General features: G+C 43.8%; 19 protein-coding genes. 4 read left to right on the forward strand and 15 right to left on the reverse strand.

Annotated elements, in window-relative coordinates:
- Positions 1-442: 442 nt before the first annotated feature.
- The 6 genes from AACS00_RS11930 to trmJ form a co-directional block, all read right to left on the reverse strand.
- On the reverse strand, positions 443-1,564 hold the full coding sequence (locus AACS00_RS11930; RefSeq protein WP_072668767.1) for a bifunctional tRNA (adenosine(37)-C2)-methyltransferase TrmG/ribosomal RNA large subunit methyltransferase RlmN: 1,122 nt from the start codon (positions 1,562-1,564) through the stop codon (positions 443-445).
- A 282-nt stretch (positions 1,565-1,846) separates the two neighbouring features.
- A complete protein-coding gene (ndk, locus tag AACS00_RS11935; RefSeq protein WP_072668768.1) occupies positions 1,847-2,278 on the reverse strand; it encodes a nucleoside-diphosphate kinase in 432 nt (143 codons plus the stop codon).
- Positions 2,279-2,466: 188 nt separating this feature from the next.
- Complete coding sequence (gene pepB, locus AACS00_RS11940) at positions 2,467-3,759, reverse strand: aminopeptidase PepB (protein WP_110167558.1); 1,293 nt, start codon at positions 3,757-3,759, stop codon at positions 2,467-2,469.
- Between the two features lie 257 nt (positions 3,760-4,016).
- Positions 4,017-5,207 (reverse strand): IscS subfamily cysteine desulfurase, encoded by a 1,191-nt coding sequence (locus AACS00_RS11945; protein WP_110167559.1) that lies wholly within the window; start codon positions 5,205-5,207, stop codon positions 4,017-4,019.
- A gap of 26 nt (positions 5,208-5,233) precedes the next feature.
- Positions 5,234-5,755, reverse strand: coding sequence for a Fe-S cluster assembly transcriptional regulator IscR (iscR, locus tag AACS00_RS11950; protein ID WP_072668771.1), 522 nt, complete (start codon positions 5,753-5,755; stop codon positions 5,234-5,236).
- Between the two features lie 125 nt (positions 5,756-5,880).
- On the reverse strand, positions 5,881-6,609 hold the full coding sequence (gene trmJ, locus AACS00_RS11955) for a tRNA (cytosine(32)/uridine(32)-2'-O)-methyltransferase TrmJ (RefSeq protein WP_110167560.1): 729 nt from the start codon (positions 6,607-6,609) through the stop codon (positions 5,881-5,883).
- Positions 6,610-6,933: 324 nt separating this feature from the next.
- Between trmJ and suhB the strand changes: the two genes are divergently transcribed.
- Positions 6,934-7,737 (forward strand): inositol-1-monophosphatase, encoded by an 804-nt coding sequence (suhB, locus tag AACS00_RS11960; protein WP_110167561.1) that lies wholly within the window; start codon positions 6,934-6,936, stop codon positions 7,735-7,737.
- Positions 7,738-7,847: 110 nt separating this feature from the next.
- On the opposite strand, the gene secF is transcribed toward suhB, so the two are convergent.
- The 5 genes from secF to queA form a co-directional block, all read right to left on the reverse strand.
- A complete protein-coding gene (secF, locus tag AACS00_RS11965; protein ID WP_110167562.1) occupies positions 7,848-8,795 on the reverse strand; it encodes a protein translocase subunit SecF in 948 nt (315 codons plus the stop codon).
- Positions 8,796-8,809: 14 nt separating this feature from the next.
- Positions 8,810-10,663: a protein translocase subunit SecD gene (gene secD / locus AACS00_RS11970; RefSeq protein ID WP_072668775.1), complete on the reverse strand. Its 1,854-nt coding sequence runs from the start codon at positions 10,661-10,663 to the stop codon at positions 8,810-8,812.
- Between the two features lie 21 nt (positions 10,664-10,684).
- Positions 10,685-11,017, reverse strand: a complete 333-nt coding sequence (gene yajC, locus AACS00_RS11975) for a preprotein translocase subunit YajC (RefSeq protein WP_072668776.1) — start codon at positions 11,015-11,017, stop codon at positions 10,685-10,687.
- A 113-nt stretch (positions 11,018-11,130) separates the two neighbouring features.
- Entirely contained in the window at positions 11,131-12,270 is a 1,140-nt protein-coding gene (tgt, locus tag AACS00_RS11980) for a tRNA guanosine(34) transglycosylase Tgt (protein WP_110167563.1), read from the reverse strand.
- Positions 12,271-12,319: 49 nt separating this feature from the next.
- Positions 12,320-13,372 carry a tRNA preQ1(34) S-adenosylmethionine ribosyltransferase-isomerase QueA gene (queA, locus tag AACS00_RS11985; protein WP_110167564.1) on the reverse strand — a complete coding sequence of 351 codons (1,053 nt, stop codon included), beginning with the start codon at positions 13,370-13,372 and terminating at the stop codon, positions 12,320-12,322.
- 297 nt (positions 13,373-13,669) lie between these two features.
- Between queA and AACS00_RS11990 the strand changes: the two genes are divergently transcribed.
- On the forward strand, positions 13,670-14,140 hold the full coding sequence (locus AACS00_RS11990) for a CBS domain-containing protein (RefSeq protein WP_072668779.1): 471 nt from the start codon (positions 13,670-13,672) through the stop codon (positions 14,138-14,140).
- 183 nt (positions 14,141-14,323) lie between these two features.
- Here AACS00_RS11990 and aceA read toward each other — a convergent pair whose 3' ends face one another.
- The 3 genes from aceA to AACS00_RS12005 form a co-directional block, all read right to left on the reverse strand.
- Entirely contained in the window at positions 14,324-15,634 is a 1,311-nt protein-coding gene (gene aceA, locus AACS00_RS11995) for an isocitrate lyase (protein WP_072668780.1), read from the reverse strand.
- 136 nt (positions 15,635-15,770) lie between these two features.
- A complete protein-coding gene (gene aceB, locus AACS00_RS12000; protein WP_110167565.1) occupies positions 15,771-17,408 on the reverse strand; it encodes a malate synthase A in 1,638 nt (545 codons plus the stop codon).
- Positions 17,409-18,387: 979 nt separating this feature from the next.
- Positions 18,388-19,293 carry a hydrogen peroxide-inducible genes activator gene (locus AACS00_RS12005; protein ID WP_110167566.1) on the reverse strand — a complete coding sequence of 302 codons (906 nt, stop codon included), beginning with the start codon at positions 19,291-19,293 and terminating at the stop codon, positions 18,388-18,390.
- Between the two features lie 217 nt (positions 19,294-19,510).
- On the opposite strand from AACS00_RS12005, the gene AACS00_RS12010 reads away from it, so the two are divergent.
- Complete coding sequence (locus AACS00_RS12010) at positions 19,511-20,122, forward strand: peroxiredoxin C (RefSeq protein ID WP_072668783.1); 612 nt, start codon at positions 19,511-19,513, stop codon at positions 20,120-20,122.
- A gap of 335 nt (positions 20,123-20,457) precedes the next feature.
- On the forward strand, positions 20,458-21,210 hold the full coding sequence (locus AACS00_RS12015) for a copper homeostasis protein CutC (RefSeq protein WP_110167567.1): 753 nt from the start codon (positions 20,458-20,460) through the stop codon (positions 21,208-21,210).
- On the opposite strand, the gene phoU is transcribed toward AACS00_RS12015, so the two are convergent.
- Positions 21,207-21,905, reverse strand: coding sequence for a phosphate signaling complex protein PhoU (phoU, locus tag AACS00_RS12020; protein ID WP_072668785.1), 699 nt, complete (start codon positions 21,903-21,905; stop codon positions 21,207-21,209). The genes AACS00_RS12015 and phoU overlap by 4 nt on opposite strands.
- Positions 21,906-21,926: the final 21 nt, after the last annotated feature.

Here is a 21,926-nt window from a genome sequence, read left to right on the forward strand (position 1 = left end):
ATTCACTTAAGTTTCAATAACGCCGACTTCCGTACTGATTTTGCTTATACAGCGAGGAAATTGCATTATTACTCATCAACTAATTTGGATATCACGTTTGTTTGATTCGACCGCTACATCGAATGGGCTATCATTAATTCATTCTAATGGATCTTAGGCGGTAAACAACATTGATTTGAAAAAGAAATTACAGCTAGGTCAAGATTTTTCGTTAAATTGACATAAAAAAGCCATAATTTGCCACTGTGAACTAAGAATCCAACTATGCATCAAAACACCTTACGCAGCCTGTTTCAGTTAATAGCATGATTCTATCAAGGTGCTCTATGACCGATAAAAACTGAACATCCCTTGGCTTATAAACTCAAAATCTAACTCGACTTGTTTAGCGGTTTTCTCTTAACAACAACGCCAGCGAAAAGGCTGGCGTTGTTAAAAAGGTTTATAAGGTTTTTACGGGAATAATCTGCTCCGGCTGCTGCTTTAATTTCGTCCGTTTGGTTCTGTCTATTACATCACCAACCAACTGGCCGCAAGCAGCGTCAATATCATCACCACGCGTTTTACGTATTGTCACCGTATGCTCATATTGCATTAAGGTTTTTTGAAAACGATCAATGCGTGAGTTACTGGGTTTTTTATACGGTGAGCCTGGATAAGGATTAAACGGAATCAAGTTAATTTTACAAGGTGTTCCTTTCATCAACTGAGCCAACTCATGCGCATGTTCCGTGCCATCATTGACATGATCCAACAAAACATATTCAACAGTCACTTTACCGCGATTAGCGTTAGAAGAGGCAATATAACGGCGCACTGAAGCAAGGAAATCTTGAATATCCCAACGATCATTAATAGGCATAATTTCGCTGCGTAATTTATCGTTAGGTGCATGAAGTGAAATCGCTAATGCCACGTCAATTTGCCCGGTCATTTGATCTAAACCAGAAACGACACCTGAAGTAGAGACCGTTACGCGACGTTTCGATAAACCAAAACCGAGATCATCAAGCATAATTTCTAACGCAGGAATGAGGTTTTTCATATTGAGCAACGGCTCACCCATACCCATCATTACTACGTTAGTGATCGGACGGCGGCCCGTTTCTTTTTCCAAACCAATTTCACGTGCAGCACGCCAAACCTGACCAATAATTTCCGAAACGCGTAAATTACGGTTAAACCCTTGCTGGGCGGTTGAACAAAACTTACATTCCAGCGCACAACCAACTTGTGAAGAGACACATAATGTAGCGCGATCTTCCTCGGGGATATAGACGGTTTCAACATCTTGATCCCCCACTCGCATCGCCCATTTTATCGTGCCATCACTGGAGTATTGAGCATCAGAAACGTAAGGCGCTCGAATCTCACAATGAGTCTGTAATTTCTCACGTAGGTTTTTGTTAATGTTGGTCATTTTTTCGAAGTCATCACAACCGAAGTGATAAATCCACTTCATAATTTGATCAGCTCGAAACGCTTTTTCACCCAATTCTTCTGCGAAATAAGTACGTAAGCCTTTGCGATCAAAATCGAGCAGATTGACTTTTTCAGTGGTCATGTGGCCTCTCCAAAATGGAACTAGAATTAAGGGCGCGAATTGTACAGCCTTTATTCAATGACAACAAGCACAGTAAAACCCTGAATTTTTTACGACATTATCGGGATAGGAAAGCGGTTCTGGTCGATGATAAATCCCTGATGAGATATGACTCATCAGGGATTACAAATAGATATGGATATGAACTATTTACCAACAGCTTAACGTTTACTTTATAGTGAGGTAAAGCCATAAACCATCCAGATCTGAGTCTTGATGATGGTATTTTTGTTCTACGGCAAATCACTCACTGCGCGGGCAAATTTCAGCTTCGGGAAAAAAGAACTCAATTTCACGAGCTGCGGAAGCCGGACTATCACTGCCATGCACGGAGTTATAACGCATACTCAGCGCATAATCGGCGCGAATCGTACCACAAGCCGCTTCTTCAGGATTGGTTTTGCCCATTAATTCACGGTAACGAACAATCGCATTTTCTCCTTCTAACACCTGAACCATGATCGGACCTGATGTCATAAAGGCTTTTAGGTCATTAAAGAAGGCTTTCCCTTCGTGCTCAGCATAAAAGCCACTCGCTTGATCTTCGGTTAAATGAACCATTTTTGCCGCGATAATTCTCAACCCAGCTTTTTCTATGCGATGGTAAATCTCGCCGATTAAGTTACGCTTTACCGCGTCAGGTTTAATAATTGAAAACGTTCTTTCAAGAGCCATAAGATGTCCTTTTTACATTTTGATAATAATAGTAAGGCTTATTGAACCACTCCCCAACGGCTTGCTGTGGCTAATCTGCGAGCTAATCCGGCCAAGATAGAAATAGACTCATCAACGCCGTCAATAGCACTACCCCAGCAAAAACAATGAGTATAAAACGGGGCAAACGACTGCCCCTTAATTAATCATTATTTGGCCTGATCCAATAAAATACGCGCGACGGTCTTAACGCCCATCGCTGTTGCTCCAGCGGCCCATTTATCACTGGCCGATTTACGATACGTTCCCGCGCAATCAACATGTAGCCAGCCTTGGTGGTAATCGTCAACAAAGTAGGATAAGAAAGCCGCTGCCGTACTTGCACCCGGTGAATAATCACCAGAACAAATATTAGAGAGATCAGCAAAGTTCGAGGGCAACATATCACGGTGAAAATCAGCTAATGGCAGTGCCCATAATCCCTCATTTTCCTCTTTAGCCGCATCGAGCGCTTGTTGACTCAAAGCTTTATCAAAACTCAGTAATGCATGATAGTCATTACCCAACGCATTTTTTGCAGCTCCCGTTAGGGTGGCACAATCGATGATCAATTGTGGTTTTTGCTCTGAAGCGTAAATCAAACCATCGGCTAAGACTAACCGCCCTTCTGCGTCAGTATTCATAATTTCAACGGTTTTGCCGTTTTTATAGGTGATCACATCACCCAATTTTAATGCACGGCCAGATACCATGTTCTCAGCACAGCACAAAATGAGCTTAACGCGTTTATTTAAGCCACGCATGATAGCCAGACCAAGGGCTCCGGTGATGGTTCCTGCTCCGCCCATATCCGCTTTCATCGAAGACATGAAATTAGACGGTTTTAAACTATAGCCACCAGAGTCAAAGGTAATGCCTTTACCGACTAAGCAGGCAAATACAGGGGCATTATCATCGCCCGTTGGGTTGTAGTCTAATTGCAACATGGCAGAAGTGCGCTCAGAGCCTCGCCCTACCGCATAAATGCCTTCCCAGTTTTCCGTCAATAGGTCTTTGTCTTTTACAATTCGATAAGAGACGTGATCCGGAGCTAATGACTTAATAAACTCGGCAGCCATGGTCGCTAATTGACGAGGAGCCACTTCTTCAGCACTTTTATTGATAATATCGCGCGTCCAATCCGCTGCTTTAATCCGTGCTTCAAGTTCCGTTTGATCGGCGCTGGCTAACGACTCCCACTGTAAGGTATTTTTCTTTTTAGGATCACGATAACCTTGGTAAAATGCCCAGATCGTTTCCAAAGTCCATGCGGAACCGGATAAATGTAATGAACGCAATCCTTGGCCATCTAATTTACGCGCAGCACGCTGAATGGCATTGAGATCATTCTCTTTCGATAAATGAATGGTCGCGCCTTGCTCTGAGAATGAGACGAGTGCTTTTTCTCCCCACTGAGGCTGGGCTGATTCTAGACTAATAAATACAGGCATCTGTGTAGACATGGTTTCTCCTTGTCCTATATGGTGTGGCCTTAATAGATATATTCCATTGTTCCGTTACACAACCGCGCGATTACCGCTCTAGTAACGAGTTGAGAATAACTACTCTCGGATATATCTGAATCACAACGAATAATCAACCTAACGATGTTAACATTTTGTCGCGTAAAAATACCCACTGGATAAAAAAACGGACCATTCGGTCCGCTTATTTTGCTTAAAATTGTTAACTCAACACTGATTTGATGGCTCGCTACCTACTATATCGTTGCGCTTTCTTTGTGCATTTGCCACAAAGGCGACATATTACGCAATTGAGTGACAGCGCTACGAATATGTTCTATTGCATAATCTATTTCTTCTACGGTCGTAAAACGGCCAAATGAAAAACGAAGCGAGCTATGTGCTAACTCATCATCCAAACCAAGCGCACGCAATACATAAGAAGGCTCTAGACTAGCAGAGGTACAAGCACTGCCTGAAGAGACCGCAAGATCTTTCAGCGCCATTAACAACGATTCGCCTTCGACAAAAGCAAAACCGAGATTAAGATTATGAGGAACACGCTGCTCTAGATCACCGTTAATACTCACAGCTTCGATATCCTGTATGCCATTAAGTAAACGGTCACGTAAAGTTTTAGCATGTTGATAATCATGCTCCATCTCTTGTTTAGCGATGCTAAACGCTTCTCCCATCCCAACAATTTGATGGGTCGCTAACGTTCCTGAACGGAAACCGCGCTCATGACCACCGCCATGCATCTGTGCTTCAAGATAAATACGCGGTTTGCGACGCACAAAGAGAGCGCCAATACCTTTAGGACCATAAATTTTATGCGCTGAGAGTGAGATAAGATCGACTTTCATCGTTTGCACGTCGATCTCGACTTTCCCCGCTGATTGAGCAGCATCGACGTGAAAGATAATATTTCGCTCACGGCACAGCTCTCCTATCGCGGTGATATCCTGAATCACACCTATTTCATTATTGACATGCATTACGGAGACCAACACTGTGTCCTCACGCATGGCGTCTTGTAATTGGTTTATATCAATTAATCCACGATGGTCAGGTTCAAGATAAGTCACATCAAAACCTTCATATTCAAGCTGGCGCACAGTATCCAATACCGCTTTATGCTCAGTTTTACAGGTGATGATGTGCTTACCTTGTTTAGCGTAAAAATGCGCCGCACCTTTAATCGCTAAGTTATTCGACTCGGTCGCCCCTGAAGTAAAAACAATTTCACGCGGATCAGCATGAATAAGTTCAGCAACTTGTTCACGCGCCGTATCCACCGCTTCTTCTGCCTGCCAGCCATAACGGTGCGATCGAGAGGCCGGATTACCAAACGTCCCATCCATCGTCATATGCTGAATCATCTTTTCGGCAACACGCGGATCAACCGGACATGTAGCCGAATAGTCTAAATAAATAGGCAGTTTCATTTTTTACTCCAGTGTAAACATTGCCGCTATGAGCGAACGTTAAGACCAAAGGAGGCTGCACCAATAGTGACAGATTGAGAATGCTTATGGCCACTCCCTTGGTTCGCCGCAAGGTTCATACCTTGACGGTCAGAAATTTGTAAGACTTCATTATCAACCATCAACTCACCGAGAGTGATATTATTTAAGAAGTCACTAATACGAGAACTGAGATCACACCACAAGGTATGAGTGAGACAACGAGTGCCACCTTGGCAATCACCTTTACCATGACACTTCGTCGCATCGACAGATTCATCTACCGCGGCAATGACCGTACCAATAGAAATGGTGCTTGCTTCTGCACCTAAACGATAACCACCACCTGGGCCTCGCACACTGGCGACCAAACCAGCTTTGCGTAACTTAGAAAAAAGCTGCTCTAGATAAGACAGAGAAATACCTTGTCGCTCTGAAATGTCCGCTAGCGGTACTGGGTTTTGTTGCGAATTTAGCGCCACATCTAACATGGCCGTTACCGCGTATCTTCCTTTAGATGTTAATCTCATATTACACCATATCCACATCGATTATGTGGTTGGAATTCTTCCATACCCTACCAAACCAGTCAAGTATTTAATTGACTAAATTACTCAGGTATTTAACCTTAGATTAATCAGGTGGTTAGTGATAATTAAGGCTGACGCATTTTTTTCTCTACCGCAGTCAATACACCGCGTAAGATATTAATTTCTTGTGATTCTGGACGAGCTCGACTGAATAATCGACGGAGCTTGTTCATTACCTGCCCGGGTTGTGAAGGAGAGATAAACTCACTTTCCAGTAGTACTCGTTCTAGATGCAGATAAAATCGGTCCAACTCTTGATGGCGAGGATAGTCAGCCACCGGTGGGGATGAAAATTCACTCTGTTGCTGAGTTAAGTGAGCAACGCGAATCTCATAGCATAATGTTTGCACAGCCATCGCTAAGTTTAATGAGCTGTATTCAGGGTTGGCAGGAATGCACACATGATAATGACAAAGCTGTAATTCCTCGTTGGTTAAGCCCGTTCTTTCACGGCCAAATACCACAGCAACCGCGTGTTTTTGAGCTTCAAGCGCAAATTGCTCACCACACTGACGAGGGTCAAGCATCGGCCACTCTAATGTGCGTGAGCGGGCGCTGCTACCAACAACTAACCCACACTCCGCGACGGCTTCACTCAACGTACTGACGACCTGCGCATTTAACGCAATATCACTGGCACCAGCCGCTAACGCTATTGCTTGAGCATCCACTGCACATTCAGGTGCCACCAGCACCATCTGGCTTAAGCCCATCACTTTCATCGCTCTGGCGGCTGAGCCAATATTCCCAGAATGTGAAGTACCTACTAAAACGATTTTAACATTGTCTAACATGGCGTTCATTTACCATCAGTTTATCTCTCATTTCGCCGTCGATAGTGATACTCACTCGCTAATTATTATCGACGATAAGCATCATCTTAAAATTGACGGTATTGAATTGGCTTGAAGGATTGGCTCAGTAACCTAGGGATAATGAATAAAAGAGCAGTTACTTGGCGTTAATCGCCAGATAATAGCATAAAGCAAAATGAAATGAGCAGGTCCTTTATTGGCAGAGCCATTAAGCGCATAAAAAATAACCACTTCCTTTTTAGTATGATTTTGCTATAATCCGCTCCGCTTTTTTCGTTCTTTAACATCCGTTGGGAAACTCGTATGCATCCAATGCTAAACATTGCTATTCGCGCTGCGCGAAAAGCAGGTAACCATATTGCTAAATCTCTAGAAAACGCTGACAAAATTGAATCCTTTCAAAAAGGAAGCAATGACTTTGTTACTAATGTCGACAAAGAAGCCGAAGCGCTAATCATTGCTACCATCCAAAGCTCTTACCCTGAGCACTGCATTATTGCCGAAGAAGGCGGTCTTATCGAAGGTAAAGATAAAGACGTACAATGGATCATCGACCCACTGGATGGAACCAATAACTTCGTGAAAGGTATCCCTCATTTTGCGGTATCGATTGCCGTAAGAATGAACGGTCGCACCGAAGTTGCCTGTGTTTATGACCCAATGTTAAATGAACTATTTACTGCTCAACGCGGCTCTGGCGCTCAATTAAATAATGCTCGTATTCGCGTTAAGCCATTGAAAGATTTGCAAGGCGCTATCCTTGCAACTGGTTTCCCATTTAAGCAAAAGCAGCACTCTGAATCTTACCTGAAAATTATTTCTTCATTGTTTGTTGAGTGTGCCGATTTTCGTCGCACTGGGTCAGCAGCTTTAGATCTGTGTTATTTGGCGGCTAACCGTGTTGATGGTTACTTTGAACTGGGTTTAAAACCATGGGATATGGCAGCAGGCGAACTGATCGCTCGTGAAGCTGGAGCGATTCTGACCGATTTTGCTGGTGGTACTAATTATATGCAATCGGGCAATATTGTCGGTTCAAGTCCTCGTGGCGTCAAAGCGATTTTGCAACACATCCGTGAAAACGGAAATAGTGCTATTTTTAAATAACCGCTCTGTCGTCAAGCAACGGCTATTGATCAATAACCAATGTGAGTGTGATAAAAAACCGCTGAATATTCAGCGGTTTTTTTAGTTATTGCTTAAGAGGAATATCACCGTTAAGGCAATTCATCCAACTCAACCCCCTCTTTTTCCACCACTGGTGGAATCAGGTGTTCACGGGTAATACCAAGTTTTAACGCTAACGCAGAAGCAACGTAGATAGAAGAATAAGTACCAACGGTGATCCCGAGTAGTAATGCGGTAGCAAAACCATGAATATTAGCGCCACCTTGAACAAATAGTGCAATCACCACAAACAAGGTCGTTCCTGAAGTAATTAACGTCCGACTCAGAGTTTGCGTAATGGAGCTATTCATCACTTCCGCTGAATCGCCTTTGCGCAACTTGCGGAAGTTCTCACGAATACGGTCAAAAACCACAATCGTATCGTTCAACGAATAACCGACCACCGTCAATAAGGCAGCGACGATCGTTAAATCAATTTCGATTTGCAGTAACGAAAAAATACCTAAAGTGATGATGACATCGTGAGCAAGAGATAATACGGCTCCAGAAGCTAAACGCCATTCAAAACGCATTGAAACGTAGAGCAAAATACAGATCAGTGAGGCTAAAATGGCTAAGCCCCCCGCCTCTGCCAGCTCATCGCCAACGTTAGGACCAACAAACTCGATCCGGCGCATCTCAACGCTTTCACCCGTCCCCTCTTTAATGGCGTTAAGAATTTGGTTACCAAGCGTTTCTCCTGCAACCCCTTCACGAGGGCGCAAACGGACCATAACATCACGTGCTGAACCAAAGTTTTGTACCGTTGCATCACCAAATCCACGCTCATCAAGAGCATGGCGAATTTTCTCCAGATTCGCCGGTTCTGCAAAACCCACTTCTATCAGTGTTCCGCCAGTGAAGTCCAATCCCCAATTTAACCATTTGGTGGATAAGGTAAAAATTGACGCGCCAATCATCAATAACGATAAGACAAACGTAAACTTTGACCAACGCATAAAGTCGATCGTTTTCTCTGCTTTCAGAATTTGATACATAATGATTCCTAGCCTTAGATCGACAATTTATTGATACGTTTCCCGCCATACAGCAGGTTAACCACACAACGCGTACCGATAATTGCGGTAAACATCGACGTTAAGATACCAATTGATAAGGTAACGGCGAAACCTTTGATCGCACCAGTACCCACCGCAAATAAAATAATCGCAGTGATCAGCGTCGTGATGTTCGCATCCGCAATAGTACTAAACGCGTTCGCATACCCCTGATGGATGGCTTGTTGCGGATTACGACCTTCACGTAACTCTTCACGAATACGTTCAAAGATCAGTACGTTAGCATCCACTGCCATACCAACAGTCAACACAATACCGGCAATGCCAGGTAAGGTCATGGTTGCTCCGGGAATCATCGACATAATGCCGATAATCAGCACTAAGTTGGTCAACAAAGCTAAGTTAGCGATCAAGCCAAACGTACGATAGTACAGTGCAGTAAAGATCATCACCGCAAACAAGCCCCAAATACAGGCTTGAATACCCATATCGATATTCTGTTGTCCCATTGACGGGCCAATCGTCCGCTCTTCAACGATCGAAATCGGTGCGATTAACGCACCTGCGCGTAGTAATAACGCTAAGTTCTGAGCTTCTGCCGCCGAGTTGATGCCAGTGATTCGGAAATTACGCCCCAATGCTGATTGAATCGTCGCTTGGTTAATCACTTCTTCATGCTTTTCTAAAATCACTCGACCGTCAGCCGTTCTTTCACCACTGTCTCGATATTCAGCAAAAACCGTGGCCATTAGTTTGCCAATATTATTTCTTGAGAAAGCCGACATCTTACTGCCACCTTCACTATCAAGAGAAATATTGACCTGTGGACGACCGTATTCGTCGGCACTTGAACTGGCATCAGTAATACTGGAACCGCCCAAAATGACCCGGCGCTTTAAAACAACAGGACGACCATCACGATCCAGTTTAATTTCACTACCAGCAGGCACTCTGCCCGCTGCCGCCGCAGCTAGATCAGCGGTGGCATCGACTTCACGAAACTCAAGGGTTGCTGTCGCACCTAAAATTTCTTTCGCACGAGCAGTATCTTGTACGCCAGGCAGTTCAACCACAATCCGACTCGCGCCTTGACGCTGAACCAAAGGTTCTGCAACCCCTAACTCATTGACACGATTACGTAAAATAGTGATATTTTGCTCAACGGCGTAGTTACGAATTTCTTGTAAACGGGCGTCTGTAAATTTGGCCACCAAAAGGAAGCGCCCATCACGATCAGAAGCAGTAAAGTTCATATCACGATGATTCGCCTCTAATAGACGGCGAGTGTCTTCAAGCTGAGCGGCATCGCGTAAAATGATCTCGACGGAATCCGCTTGACTGCGGATCGCACGGTAGCGAATCTTTTCGTCGCGCAATTCACTACGAAAAGCTTCTTCTTGTTGACTAACTAATCGCTCCATTGCCGCATCCATGTCCACTTCCATCAAAAAGTGAACCCCACCACGTAAATCAAGGCCAAGTTTCATAGGCGCTGCGCCAATGGATTCTAGCCAACGAGGAGTGGAAGGCGCTAAGTTCAGCGCAACAATGATATCATTGCCTAAAGCTTCATTAATGATGTCACGAGCACTGATTTGGGTATCAGTGTCATTAAAACGCACCAAAATTGAGCCATTTTCGAAAGCAATGGATTTATGAGAGAGTTGCGCTTTATCGAGCGCTTGGGTGACAGCATCCAGCGTTGACATATCTACAGAGGCGCCACGCGCCCCTGTAACTTGAATAGCCGGATCTTCACCGTAAAGATTAGGAAGTGCGTATAAAGCAGAAATGGTAATGGCAAACACGACCATTAAGTACTTCCATAACGGATAACGGTTTAGCACAGCGAGGATCCTCTAGCTGTTTTACAAAGATTTAAGTGTACCTTTTGGTAACACGGCAGAAACGAAGTCTTTTTTAATCACAACTTCGTTGTTGTTGTTCAATTCAACAGAGATAAAATCGTTATCATCAGCAATTTTCGTGATTCTTCCCACTAAACCACCACTGGTTAAGACTTCATCACCTTTCGCCATTGAGGCCATTAGGCTTTTATGCTCTTTCACTCGTTTAGATTGTGGGCGGTAAATCATGAAATAGAAAATCACCGCAAACATGCCAAGCATGATCAGCATTTCGAAACCACCACCCTGTGATGCACCTTCACCTGCTGCGTGTGCTACAGAAATTAGACTCATTGAGAAACGTCCTCTAAGTTATTGTTTGTAATGTTTATAGGTATTGGGCCGCACTGAGACAAATTCAAGCTATCAATAAGCTCTTCAAGATAAATCCATCTCAGTGCTTGCTATTACGCTTGTTCGATTTGTAAAGGCGGCACTTCGCGTTGACGACGTGCGTAAAACGCTTCTACAAATTGATCAAAGCGATCTTCATCTATCGCTTTACGAATACTTTCCATCAACCGTTGATAATAACGGAGATTGTGAATGGTATTCAGACGAGCGCCAAGGATCTCGTTACAACGATCCAAATGATGCAAGTACGATTTAGAATAATTTTTGCAAGTGTAACAGTCACAATGTGGATCGAGTGGTGTTGTATCCGTTTTATGTACTGCATTACGGATCTTGATCACACCACCAGTCACAAATAGGTGGCCGTTACGAGCATTTCGCGTTGGCATCACACAGTCAAACATATCGACGCCACGACGCACCCCTTCCACTAAGTCTTCTGGCTTGCCCACGCCCATTAAGTAGCGAGGCTTATCTTCCGGCAGTTGTGGGCACGTATGCTCCAAAATGCGATGCATATCTGGTTTCGGTTCCCCAACTGCAAGGCCACCGACGGCATAACCATCAAAACCGATTTGCGTCAATCCTTTCACTGACTCATCACGCAAATCTTCATATACCCCACCTTGAACAATCCCAAACAACGAATTGGTATTGTTGAGCTTGTCAAAATGGTCACGAGAGCGCTGCGCCCAACGCAATGACATTTGCATCGACTTTTTCGCTTCTTCATGCGTCGCAGGATAAGGCGTACATTCATCGAAAATCATTACGATATCTGAACCTAAATCTTTTTGGATTTCCATCGATTTTTCGGCATCCATAAAGATTTTGTCACCATTAACAGGGTTGCGAAAATGCACCCCCTCTTCGGTGATTTTGCGAATATCCCCCAAACTGAAGACTTGGAAACCGCCGGAATCGGTCAGAATTGGGCCTTGCCAATTCATAAAGTCATGCAAATCGCCATGCATTTTCATCACTTCTTGACCGGGACGCAGCCAAAGATGGAACGTATTGCCAAGCAATATTTCAGCCCCCGTTTCTTTGACTTCTTCTGGGGTCATGCCCTTTACTGTGCCATAAGTGCCGACGGGCATAAAGGCCGGGGTTTGTACCGTGCCACGCTCAAAGGTCAACTGACCTCGACGCGCATTACCATTTTTCTTTTTCAGTTCGAACGTTAACTTCACAAAGCCTCCAATGTCAGAGAAACAGTCTGACGATATTAAGGGATCAAGCTTAAGCCTGATTTTTTTCAATGAACATCGCATCGCCATAGCTGAAGAAGCGATATTTCTGCTCTACCGCATGCTGATAAGCAGCCATAGTGTGCTCATAACCAGCAAAGGCACTGACCAACATAATCAGCGTCGACTCTGGTAAATGAAAATTGGTGATCAATGCATCAATCAATTGATATTGATAACCAGGAAAAATAAAAATATCCGTATCACCAAAAAAAGGCGCTAACGCTGTGCCTTTCGCAAGTGCATCTTGCGCTGCGCTCTCTAAAGAACGCACCGAGGTTGTCCCAACCGCAATCACTCTGCCACCACGAGCCTTGGTCGCTGCAATCGCCGCGACCACTTCTCCTGGTACTTCAACGTATTCAGCATGCATATGGTGATCATGAATATTTTCCACGCGCACCGGTTGGAAAGTACCCGCGCCGACATGCAAAGTCACATAGGCAAACTCAACGCCTTTGGCTTGAATTTGATCCAATAATGCTTGGTCAAAATGTAGCCCTGCTGTTGGTGCAGCAACGGCGCCCGGCTTTTGATTATAAACCGTTTGATAGCGCTCTTTATCGGTTTCTTCATCGGGACGATCAATGTATGGCGGCAAAGGCATATGACCAATATGGTTTAAGATTTCCAAAACCGTTTGCTGGGCATTAAATCGAATCTCAAACAAGGCATCATGGCGTGCAACCATGGTCGCTAAATATTGGTCCTGCTCACCCAGATACAGTTCCGTCCCCGGTTTAGGCGGCTTGGAACAACGAACGTGCGCTAAAATAGAGTGTTCATCAAGCATACGCTCAACCAATACTTCTAGTTTGCCTCCACTGGCTTTACGGCCAAATAGACGAGCAGGGATGACACGAGTATTGTTAAAGACCAATAAGTCACCCGGTTCGATATAGTGCAGTACATCGGTAAATGTGCCATCAATCCGTTCACCGGTGGTGCCATTTAATCGCAGTAATCGACTATCAGTACGCTGCGCTTTCGGATAACGAGCAATTAGCTCATCTGGGAGGTCAAAGTGAAAATCTGAAACTTGCATGGCTCTTTCTTGGTTATTGATAAGGTTAGCGACGGTTTATTTCGCGGCGCAACAGTATATACCCAAGCATCGGCAAGATACAGGATTGTCAGCGGCCAGTACACGTTCAATCAAATAAGGATTGTAATCAAAAGTGACTTTGCAACTTCTCCGCTAGAGTTACCAGCAAAAACTGACTTAACTCTCAGATATTTGCTACAAACAAACCTATACTGAATATCAACAAACCACACGCCACTTTACGTTCATTGGCAAGCTAACTTGGTTACCGATCATCAAAAAGAAAAGGAGTTGGTTATGATCAAAGTTGAAGACATGATGACTCGCAACCCACATACTTTGTTGCGTACCCACACAATAGCCGACGCCCGAAATATGATGGAAGCATTGGATATTCGTCATATTCCTATTGTTGATGCTAACCGTCGATTATTAGGGATTATTACTCATCGTGATGTATTAGCAGCACAAGAGTCCAGTCTGTACAATAAAATCACCGATACCTCGCATACCGAAACGACCCCTTTGTATGAAGTCATGCACACTGGCGTCATGTCGGTCGCCCCACAAGCTGGATTAAAAGAAAGCGCCATCTACATGCAACGACATAAAGTTGGCTGTTTACCGGTGGTCAGTAAAGGCGAGTTGGTCGGGATTATTACCGATAGTGACTTCGTCGCAATTGCTATCAACTTGCTGGAATTGCAAGAAAACAGCGAGCCTGATGAAGTCGATACTGACAATGACTTTGAACAAGACGTTTTGTAACTGGCCAATAGCTAGCCGATAGAATAGATGGATAAATAAAAAAGAGCATGGTGATCAATACCCTTGCTCTTTTTATTTTTCAGATAACTTGCTATCACTCAGATAATCGATTGATGCGATAAATTTATTAAAGTTGCAGTGTTCACTGCAACTTTACGTCATCGGATTACCACCATGCAGAAGTTAGAACTGCTCTTCTTCAGTTGAACCGGTTAGCGCAGTGACTGACGATTGACCACCTTGAATCGTATTGGTCATTTTATCAAAATATCCCGTTCCCACTTCTTGTTGGTGGGCAACAAACGTATAGCCTTTCTCGGCGGCGGCAAACTCTTTACGCTGAACCATTTCAACATAATGACGCATCCCTTCACCTTGAGCATAAGCATGGGCAAGTTCAAACATGTTAAACCACATATTATGGATGCCAGCTAAAGTGATAAACTGGTATTTATAACCCATGTTCGCTAATTCTTGCTGGAATTTAGCAATCGTTTCTGCATCAAGATTTTTCTCCCAGTTAAACGATGGCGAACAGTTGTAGGCCAAGAGTTGATCAGGGTACTGAGCATGAATCGCTTCAGCAAACTGCCTGGCTTCTTCTAAATCGGGTTTAGCGGTTTCACACCAAATTAAGTCAGCGTAAGGAGCGTAGGCCAAACCACGAGAAATCGCTTGGTCAATCCCAGCACGAACACGATAGAAGCCTTCAGCGGTACGCTCACCAACAATAAAGTCAGCATCATAAGGATCACAATCTGACGTTAATAGATCCGCAGCGTTAGCATCGGTTCGAGCAATCACCAACGTGGTTGTTCCAGAGACATCAGCAGCCAAGCGTGCAGCGACCAATTTTTGCACCGCTTCTTGAGTGGGAACCAGTACTTTGCCCCCCATGTGACCACACTTTTTCACCGATGCTAATTGGTCTTCAAAGTGAACCCCAGCCGCTCCAGCCTCAATCATCGATTTCATCAGTTCATAAGCATTCAGTACGCCGCCAAACCCCGCTTCTGCGTCCGCGACTATTGGCAAAAAGTAATCGATACCCCCTTCATCTTGTGGAGATTTACCATTTGACCATTGAATTTGATCGGCACGACGAAACGCATTATTGATTCGTTTAACAACGCTAGGAACCGAATCAACTGGATAAAGCGATTGATCAGGATACATCGTCCCTGCGGTATTATTATCCGCCGCGACTTGCCAGCCAGAAAGATAGATGGCTTCAATACCCGCTTTAGCTTGCTGTACCGCTTGTCCGCCCGTTAAAGCACCAAGACAGTTAACATAGCCCTTTTTGGAACTGCCGTTAACCAATGCCCATAATTTATCTGCACCACGCTGGGCAATAGTATTCGCAGGTGTCACTGAGCCACGTAAGTTAACGACATCTTCTGCACTGTAAGTACGCTTGACGTGTTTCCAACGTGGATTGGTAGCCCAATCTTTTTCTAATGCTTCGATTTGTTGGCGGCGAGTTAATGTCATGATCTATCCCTCTTATCATTGGTTTCGCGTGGCTGATGGCACACGCCGATATCGTCCTTTTCGCCACTCACTTCGATTCAGTGAGCTTTGAAGTTCGGTTTCACGTTACTGTTATTTATTATTGGTTAAGGCCGTTCTACGCCAAATAGTCGTAGCCCGGGATGGTTAAAAAGTTACCGAGATCGTCACTGGTGGTGAGACGTTCAATCAATTCAGCCGCTTCGGTAAACCGGCCTTGTTCAAAACGTGCTTCTCCGACTTCAGCTTTAACGACTTCAATTTCTTGAGCTAAGTAATCACGAAATAACGTTTTCGTGACCACCTGTCCGTTATCTAAGGTTTTACCGTGCTGAATCCATTGCCAAATTGAAGCGCGAGAAATTTCTGCGGTTGCAGCGTCTTCCATTAAGCCATAAATAGGCACACAGCCATTACCAGAAATCCACGCTTCGACGTATTGCAAAGCAACACGAATATTGTGTCGCATACCTTGTTCGCTACGCGGACCATCACAAGGAGCAAGCAACTCTTCTGCACGGATTGGCGCATCCGATAAGCGAGTCACATCCAACTGATTATGACGCTCGCCTAGTACTTGATTGAAGACCTCCATAGCGGTATCCGCTAATCCAGGATGAGCCACCCAAGTCCCATCATGACCATTCTTCGCTTCGAGCATTTTGTCATGACGGATTTTTTCCAGTACTTGAGCGTTGAGAGCGGGATCTTTGGCCGGAATAAAGGCCGCCATGCCTCCCATGGCAAAAGCGCCACGTCGATGGCAGGTATAGATCAGCAAACGTGAGTAAGCATTCAAAAATGGCTTATCCATTGTCACGACTTGACGGTCAGGTAATACGCGATCAGGGTGTTTTTTCAAGGTTTTAATGTAGCTAAAGATATAATCCCAGCGACCACAGTTAAGCCCCACAATGTGTTCTTTAAGAGCAAAGAGGATTTCATCCATCTGAAACACAGCAGGTAAAGTCTCAATCAGTACCGTCGCTTTTATCGTCCCTGTTTCTAAACCAAAATAATCTTCTGTAAAATGAAAAACATCACTCCACCATTGCGCTTCTTGGTAAGCTTGGAGCTTCGGTAAATAGAAATAAGGACCGCTGCCTTTTTTCAATAACGCTTTATAGTTATTGAAAAAATACAAAGCAAAATCAAACAAAGCGCCAGGAATCGCTTGCTCAGCAAATAGCACATGCTTTTCTTGTAAATGCAGCCCTCGAACTCGACAAATCAATACGGCAGGGTCTTTTTTAAGTTGATAGACTTTATCATTGTCAGGATTGCGATAACTGATGGTGCCATTCACCGCATCACGTAAGTTAATTTGTCCATCAAGCAACTTATCCCAAGCGGGTGACATCGAATCTTCAAAATCTGCCATGAAGACTTTCACGTTAGCGTTGAGTGCATTAATGACCATTTTACGATCCGTTGGACCAGTAATTTCCACTCTTCGATCTTGCAGATCATTAGGAATACCAAGGATTTTCCAACTGCCTTCACGAATATCGATGGTTTGCTCTAAAAAATCTGGCAAATGGCCTTGATCAATACGCATCTGTTGCTGTTCGCGCTCATTCAGTAACGTATTCACTCGCGACGCAAAGTGATGGCACAACTCAGCTAAAAAGGTTTGGGCTTCAACAGGGAAAATAGCGCTATGTTCAGAGGATAGAGCCCCTTTAACAATTAATTGCTCGTGATGCTTAGCATTTTCAATGGCTAAGGACGATTTATCGGGGGTTTGAGCAAGCATGGCATCCTTCCTTAAATAGTATCCTTGTGTATCATTTGTAATTTTAGAACTACAAAAATACGATGATCATATGGTTATATTATTGGTATGTCGTGTTTATTAACTTGACTTAACCCATCAACAAGCCAAAGAACAACAAGCACTAAACAAACCAACAAACTCAAGATAAACATTACCCGATAAGCCATTGCAATTAAAGAGTCAAAGTTAACACATCGTTAAATTCAAAGTTTTATTCCGTTTCAAACTCTCGTTTACCTCCGCCCAGCAAAACGTAACTTATTACGTAATAAAATTACAATAAGGGCGAGAACAAAAAATCGTTTAAAACAGATGTTCGATTGTTAGATAAGAAAAATAATCTCGCGTTTTAAGGGTTCAAGTGGCACAACTACTCGCACATTGAAACAATTGAATGAGGGCAAAGTGTAAAATTCACCATGTGAAGTTTTACTATTTTATGAAAGCTTCAAAACTTTATCGCTGTAAAATTTGACAACAAAAGATTTACCATCAGAGTAAAACTCTGAGTAACATTAGAAACTAGGTAAATAAAACTAGATATACACTAAAACATAGCGGATAACCGAACAGCTTAACGCCATTATTATGTCCAAATAATTCTAAGAGGCTGCTACAGAGCTATTCATCTTAATCATAGGATGGCTATTACCATCCCGATGAACCGAGATAAACCACTAGATTAGAGAAGAATAAACCTAGCTACACCCAAACAACTTGGAGTTGCAGGTAGGCGGCAAGTGAGTGACAAATTTGTCTGGAACAAATTTGAACAGCCGTAGGCTGGCCTTTGGTGAGAGCCACGGATGGCTCTCATAGTCCCCATGAGCATAGATAGACTATGTGATTGGGGCGAACGAACGTAGCCAACACCCCTGCAGCTTCAAGTCGGAAGGGTATAACACTGCTGCGGCTTCAAATAGGCAAGGCACATCTCTTATATTGCTCTATAACGAGGTTATAGTAATTGAGCGACGACTTCAGCAAGCTGTTCGAAAGTCGGCTGGCGAGATGAGCCAGGACGCCATACCACACCAATTTCCCGATAAGCCTGTTGACCGGGAGGATCAATGATCACCAAATTTTGATTATCTAACAGGCCATGTTCAATCGCCATTTGCGGAATGAACGTCATACCCAATCCATTGGCCACCATTTGCACTAAAGTATGTAAACTGGTTGCCATAAAAGGATTAATTTTTTCTTTATCAGTTAACTTACAAGCAGATACCGCATGCTCGGTTAAGCAGTGTTCATGCTCTAATAAAAACACAGACTCATTTGGTAAGTCATCATAGGTGATTGGCACTCGAATACTGTTTGCTTGCTGACGACTGATAACCATCCGAAAAGGATCTCTGCCAACAATTCGGCTGACCATCTGACCAATATCCATCGGTAATGCCAGAATCAGCACATCGAGTTCACCAACTCGCAAAGCATTTAAAAGATTAGCGGTCGTATCTTCGCGTAATAATAAGTGCAACTTAGGGTAACGCTGATTAAGTTCTTGCACCAAATCACACAATAAAAAAGGCGCGATCGTCGGAATACAGCCTAGTTTAAGCTGCCCCTCCATTGGCCCATTCTGACACTGCTGCCCTAACTCCAGCAGATCTTTACCTTTCGCTAATAATTCTCGGCCCCCTTTCACCACTTGTTCACCAGCATAGGTAAAAACCAACGGGCTTTTTTTATCCGATTTCTCATATAAAGGGCAACCAATCAGGGTCTGTAAGTTTTGAATACCTTTACTCAGTGTCGATTGACTAACAAAACAGCGTTCGGCAGCTTCACTAAAATGCCGCGTTTCATATAATGTAATCAGATAATGTAGCTGCTTTAAACTTGGCCATTTATTCATCGTATTCTCTTTATGATCCGCTCAAATAAATCAAAGCGCGGTTTCCCCGTATTAAGCATTCTCAATCATCGATAGCTATCGCTTTTTTCGATTAACTTAATCTATTTAATTCGCTTTTTTCAATGCTACATGGTGTACTATAGTTTGTCTCGTTCAAATGGACTTGGTAAAACATGCTGTTTTATCAAGTATTAACCATCATCTTAGGAGCAAAAAAATGGTACTCGTAGGTCGTCAAGCCCCTGATTTTACTGCTGCAGCTGTTCTTGGTAACGGTGAAATCGTTGAAAACTTCAACTTTGCACAGTTTACAAAAGGTAAGAAAGCCGTTGTTTTCTTCTACCCTCTTGATTTCACTTTCGTTTGTCCTTCAGAGCTTATCGCTTTTGACAAGCGTTTTGAAGATTTCCAAGCTAAAGGCGTTGAAGTGATCGGTGTTTCTATCGATTCACAATTCTCACATAACGCATGGCGTAATACCCCTGTAGAAAACGGCGGTATCGGCCAAGTTAAATACCCATTGGTTGCAGATATCAAACATGAGATCGTTAAAGCTTATGATGTCGAGCATCCAGAAGCAGGTGTTGCATTCCGTGGTTCATTCCTCATTGATGAAGAAGGCCTAGTTCGTCACCAAGTGGTTAACGACCTACCTCTTGGCCGTAATATCGATGAAATGCTACGCATGGTCGATGCTTTAAACTTCCACCAAAAACACGGTGAAGTTTGTCCAGCACAATGGGAAGAAGGCAAAGCCGGTATGAAAGCGTCTAGCGAAGGTGTTGCGGCTTTCCTTTCTGAGCATGCTGCTGATCTAGGTAAAAAATAAGTTAATAGGCCCACCATAGGCCTATTAATGGCTCGCGCTCAACTCGAGCCGCACTGATAAAGGTTGGAAATAATAAAAAGCGTTTAACGCATAAGCCAATCAGTTATAAGTAAAGTCATCAAAGCCCAAAACCAATCGGTTTTGGGCTTTTTTCATCTCTCTCATCGACAATAAACGTCAATTACTAAGCTCTCTAAATCACTCACTAACGGTATTTAAGGAAAGGCCACCTGCGTAACTTTACCTCTATTTCAGACCTTAGGTTAACAGACGCTGTCGCGACAGACTGATAAAATCAGCATCAACAACTCAAACCGTCTAAGTGAGAAAATCTCATGAATTATGAACTTGAAGTCTGTATTGATAATATCGAATCGCTGCATTATGCCATCCAAGGAGGAGCGACGCGTATCGAACTTTGCTCAGCGTTAGCATTAGGAGGGCTAACCCCCAGCTATGGCATGATGAAGCAAAGTGCTCGCCTATCAACCATTCCAGTGTATGCCATGATACGACCACGCCAAGGCGATTTTTTGTATGATCGTGATGACATCGCCGTGATGTTAGATGATATTGATGCTGCGGCCGAAGCTAAGCTCCAAGGTGTCGTCATTGGAGCCTTAACCGCACAGGGGGAGATAGACGAATCACAGGTCAAACAACTGGTTACTCGTGCTCAGCAACATGGTTTAGGTGTGACGTTCCATCGAGCAATTGATCAATGTCGAGATTTTCGTCAAGCACTTGAAACATTAATAGACTTAGGATGTGAGCGAGTACTTACCTCTGGTCAAGCAAATCAAGTAGAACAAGGCATCACCACCTTGATAGAGATGGTCGCTCTCGCCAAAGGCAGGATTCGTATTATGGCAGGCGCAGGTTTAACCGCGAATAATGTGACACAGATTATTCAACAAACTGGCGTACAGGAAGTTCACTTATCTGGTAAAAGCACGCGCCCCAGTCACATGCAGCTCAAATCGGCTGATGCAAAAATGGGCCGAGCGGATGTGGATGATTTTATGTTCCCGGTAACCGATCCAACCGCGATTGCTCAAGTCGCTAAAAAATTGAGAGACTTAGTTTAGCGTAAAACATCATCTATCGATTGCTTGCCCAAGTGACGAACATCTTTTCCTTTCACAAAGTAAATAATGTATTCGCAAATATTTTGGCAACGATCACCGACCCGTTCAATAGCACGTGCAGACCACATCACTTGTAAAATGTGCGGTATATTTTTCGGGTCTTCCATCATATAAGTCATTAACTGACGGATCACCGCTTCATATTCTTGATCTAATTTATCATCTTGTTTATGCAAAGCGGCCGCCGCCACGACATCCATACGAGCAAAAGCATCTAAGACTTGATGCAACATAGCGATGGCTTGACGGCAGAGAGGCTCTAATGAAACTTGAAAGCGACGTTCTTTATCCGCCGGACTTTCAATAGCGATATAGGCCATCTTAGTCGCAACGTCACCAATGCGTTCTAAATCGGTAATGGTTTTAATGATTGCCATAATCAAACGCAAATCTTTGGCTGTCGGTTGGCGCTTGGCGATGATCCGCGTGCACGCTTCATCGATTGATACTTCCATCTCATTGACTTGATGATCATCACGCACGACTTTACGAGCCAGCTCGATATCTTCTTTGTGCAGCGCCTGCATTGCTAAAGAGAGTTGCTGCTCAACCAAGCCTCCCATGGTCAATACATGGGTTCGAATCGATTCGAGTTCGACATTAAATTGCCCTGAGATATGTCGGCCTAACTGCATCATGCCATCCTATTATTTGCT

This window comes from Vibrio sp. 11986-1-5, assembly GCF_963878025.1.
Taxonomy (GTDB): Bacteria; Pseudomonadota; Gammaproteobacteria; order Enterobacterales; family Vibrionaceae; genus Vibrio; species Vibrio injensis.

Bases quoted from the DNA above. Each gene is read 5' to 3' on its own strand.
- AACS00_RS11930 (WP_072668767.1), bottom strand. From the start codon at position 1,564: ATGACCACTGAAAAAGTCAATCTGCTCGATTTTGATCGCAAAGGCTTA.
- ndk (WP_072668768.1), bottom strand. From the start codon at position 2,278: ATGGCTCTTGAAAGAACGTTTTCAATTATTAAACCTGACGCGGTAAAG.
- pepB (WP_110167558.1), bottom strand. From the start codon at position 3,759: ATGTCTACACAGATGCCTGTATTTATTAGTCTAGAATCAGCCCAGCCT.
- AACS00_RS11945 (WP_110167559.1), bottom strand. From the start codon at position 5,207: ATGAAACTGCCTATTTATTTAGACTATTCGGCTACATGTCCGGTTGAT.
- iscR (WP_072668771.1), bottom strand. From the start codon at position 5,755: ATGAGATTAACATCTAAAGGAAGATACGCGGTAACGGCCATGTTAGAT.
- trmJ (WP_110167560.1), bottom strand. From the start codon at position 6,609: ATGTTAGACAATGTTAAAATCGTTTTAGTAGGTACTTCACATTCTGGG.
- suhB (WP_110167561.1), top strand. From the start codon at position 6,934: ATGCATCCAATGCTAAACATTGCTATTCGCGCTGCGCGAAAAGCAGGT.
- secF (WP_110167562.1), bottom strand. From the start codon at position 8,795: ATGTATCAAATTCTGAAAGCAGAGAAAACGATCGACTTTATGCGTTGG.
- yajC (WP_072668776.1), bottom strand. From the start codon at position 11,017: ATGAGTCTAATTTCTGTAGCACACGCAGCAGGTGAAGGTGCATCACAG.
- queA (WP_110167564.1), bottom strand. From the start codon at position 13,372: ATGCAAGTTTCAGATTTTCACTTTGACCTCCCAGATGAGCTAATTGCT.
- AACS00_RS11990 (WP_072668779.1), top strand. From the start codon at position 13,670: ATGATCAAAGTTGAAGACATGATGACTCGCAACCCACATACTTTGTTG.
- aceA (WP_072668780.1), bottom strand. From the start codon at position 15,634: ATGACATTAACTCGCCGCCAACAAATCGAAGCATTAGAAAAAGATTGG.
- aceB (WP_110167565.1), bottom strand. From the start codon at position 17,408: ATGCTTGCTCAAACCCCCGATAAATCGTCCTTAGCCATTGAAAATGCT.
- AACS00_RS12005 (WP_110167566.1), bottom strand. From the start codon at position 19,293: ATGAATAAATGGCCAAGTTTAAAGCAGCTACATTATCTGATTACATTA.
- AACS00_RS12010 (WP_072668783.1), top strand. From the start codon at position 19,511: ATGGTACTCGTAGGTCGTCAAGCCCCTGATTTTACTGCTGCAGCTGTT.
- AACS00_RS12015 (WP_110167567.1), top strand. From the start codon at position 20,458: ATGAATTATGAACTTGAAGTCTGTATTGATAATATCGAATCGCTGCAT.
- phoU (WP_072668785.1), bottom strand. From the start codon at position 21,905: ATGCAGTTAGGCCGACATATCTCAGGGCAATTTAATGTCGAACTCGAA.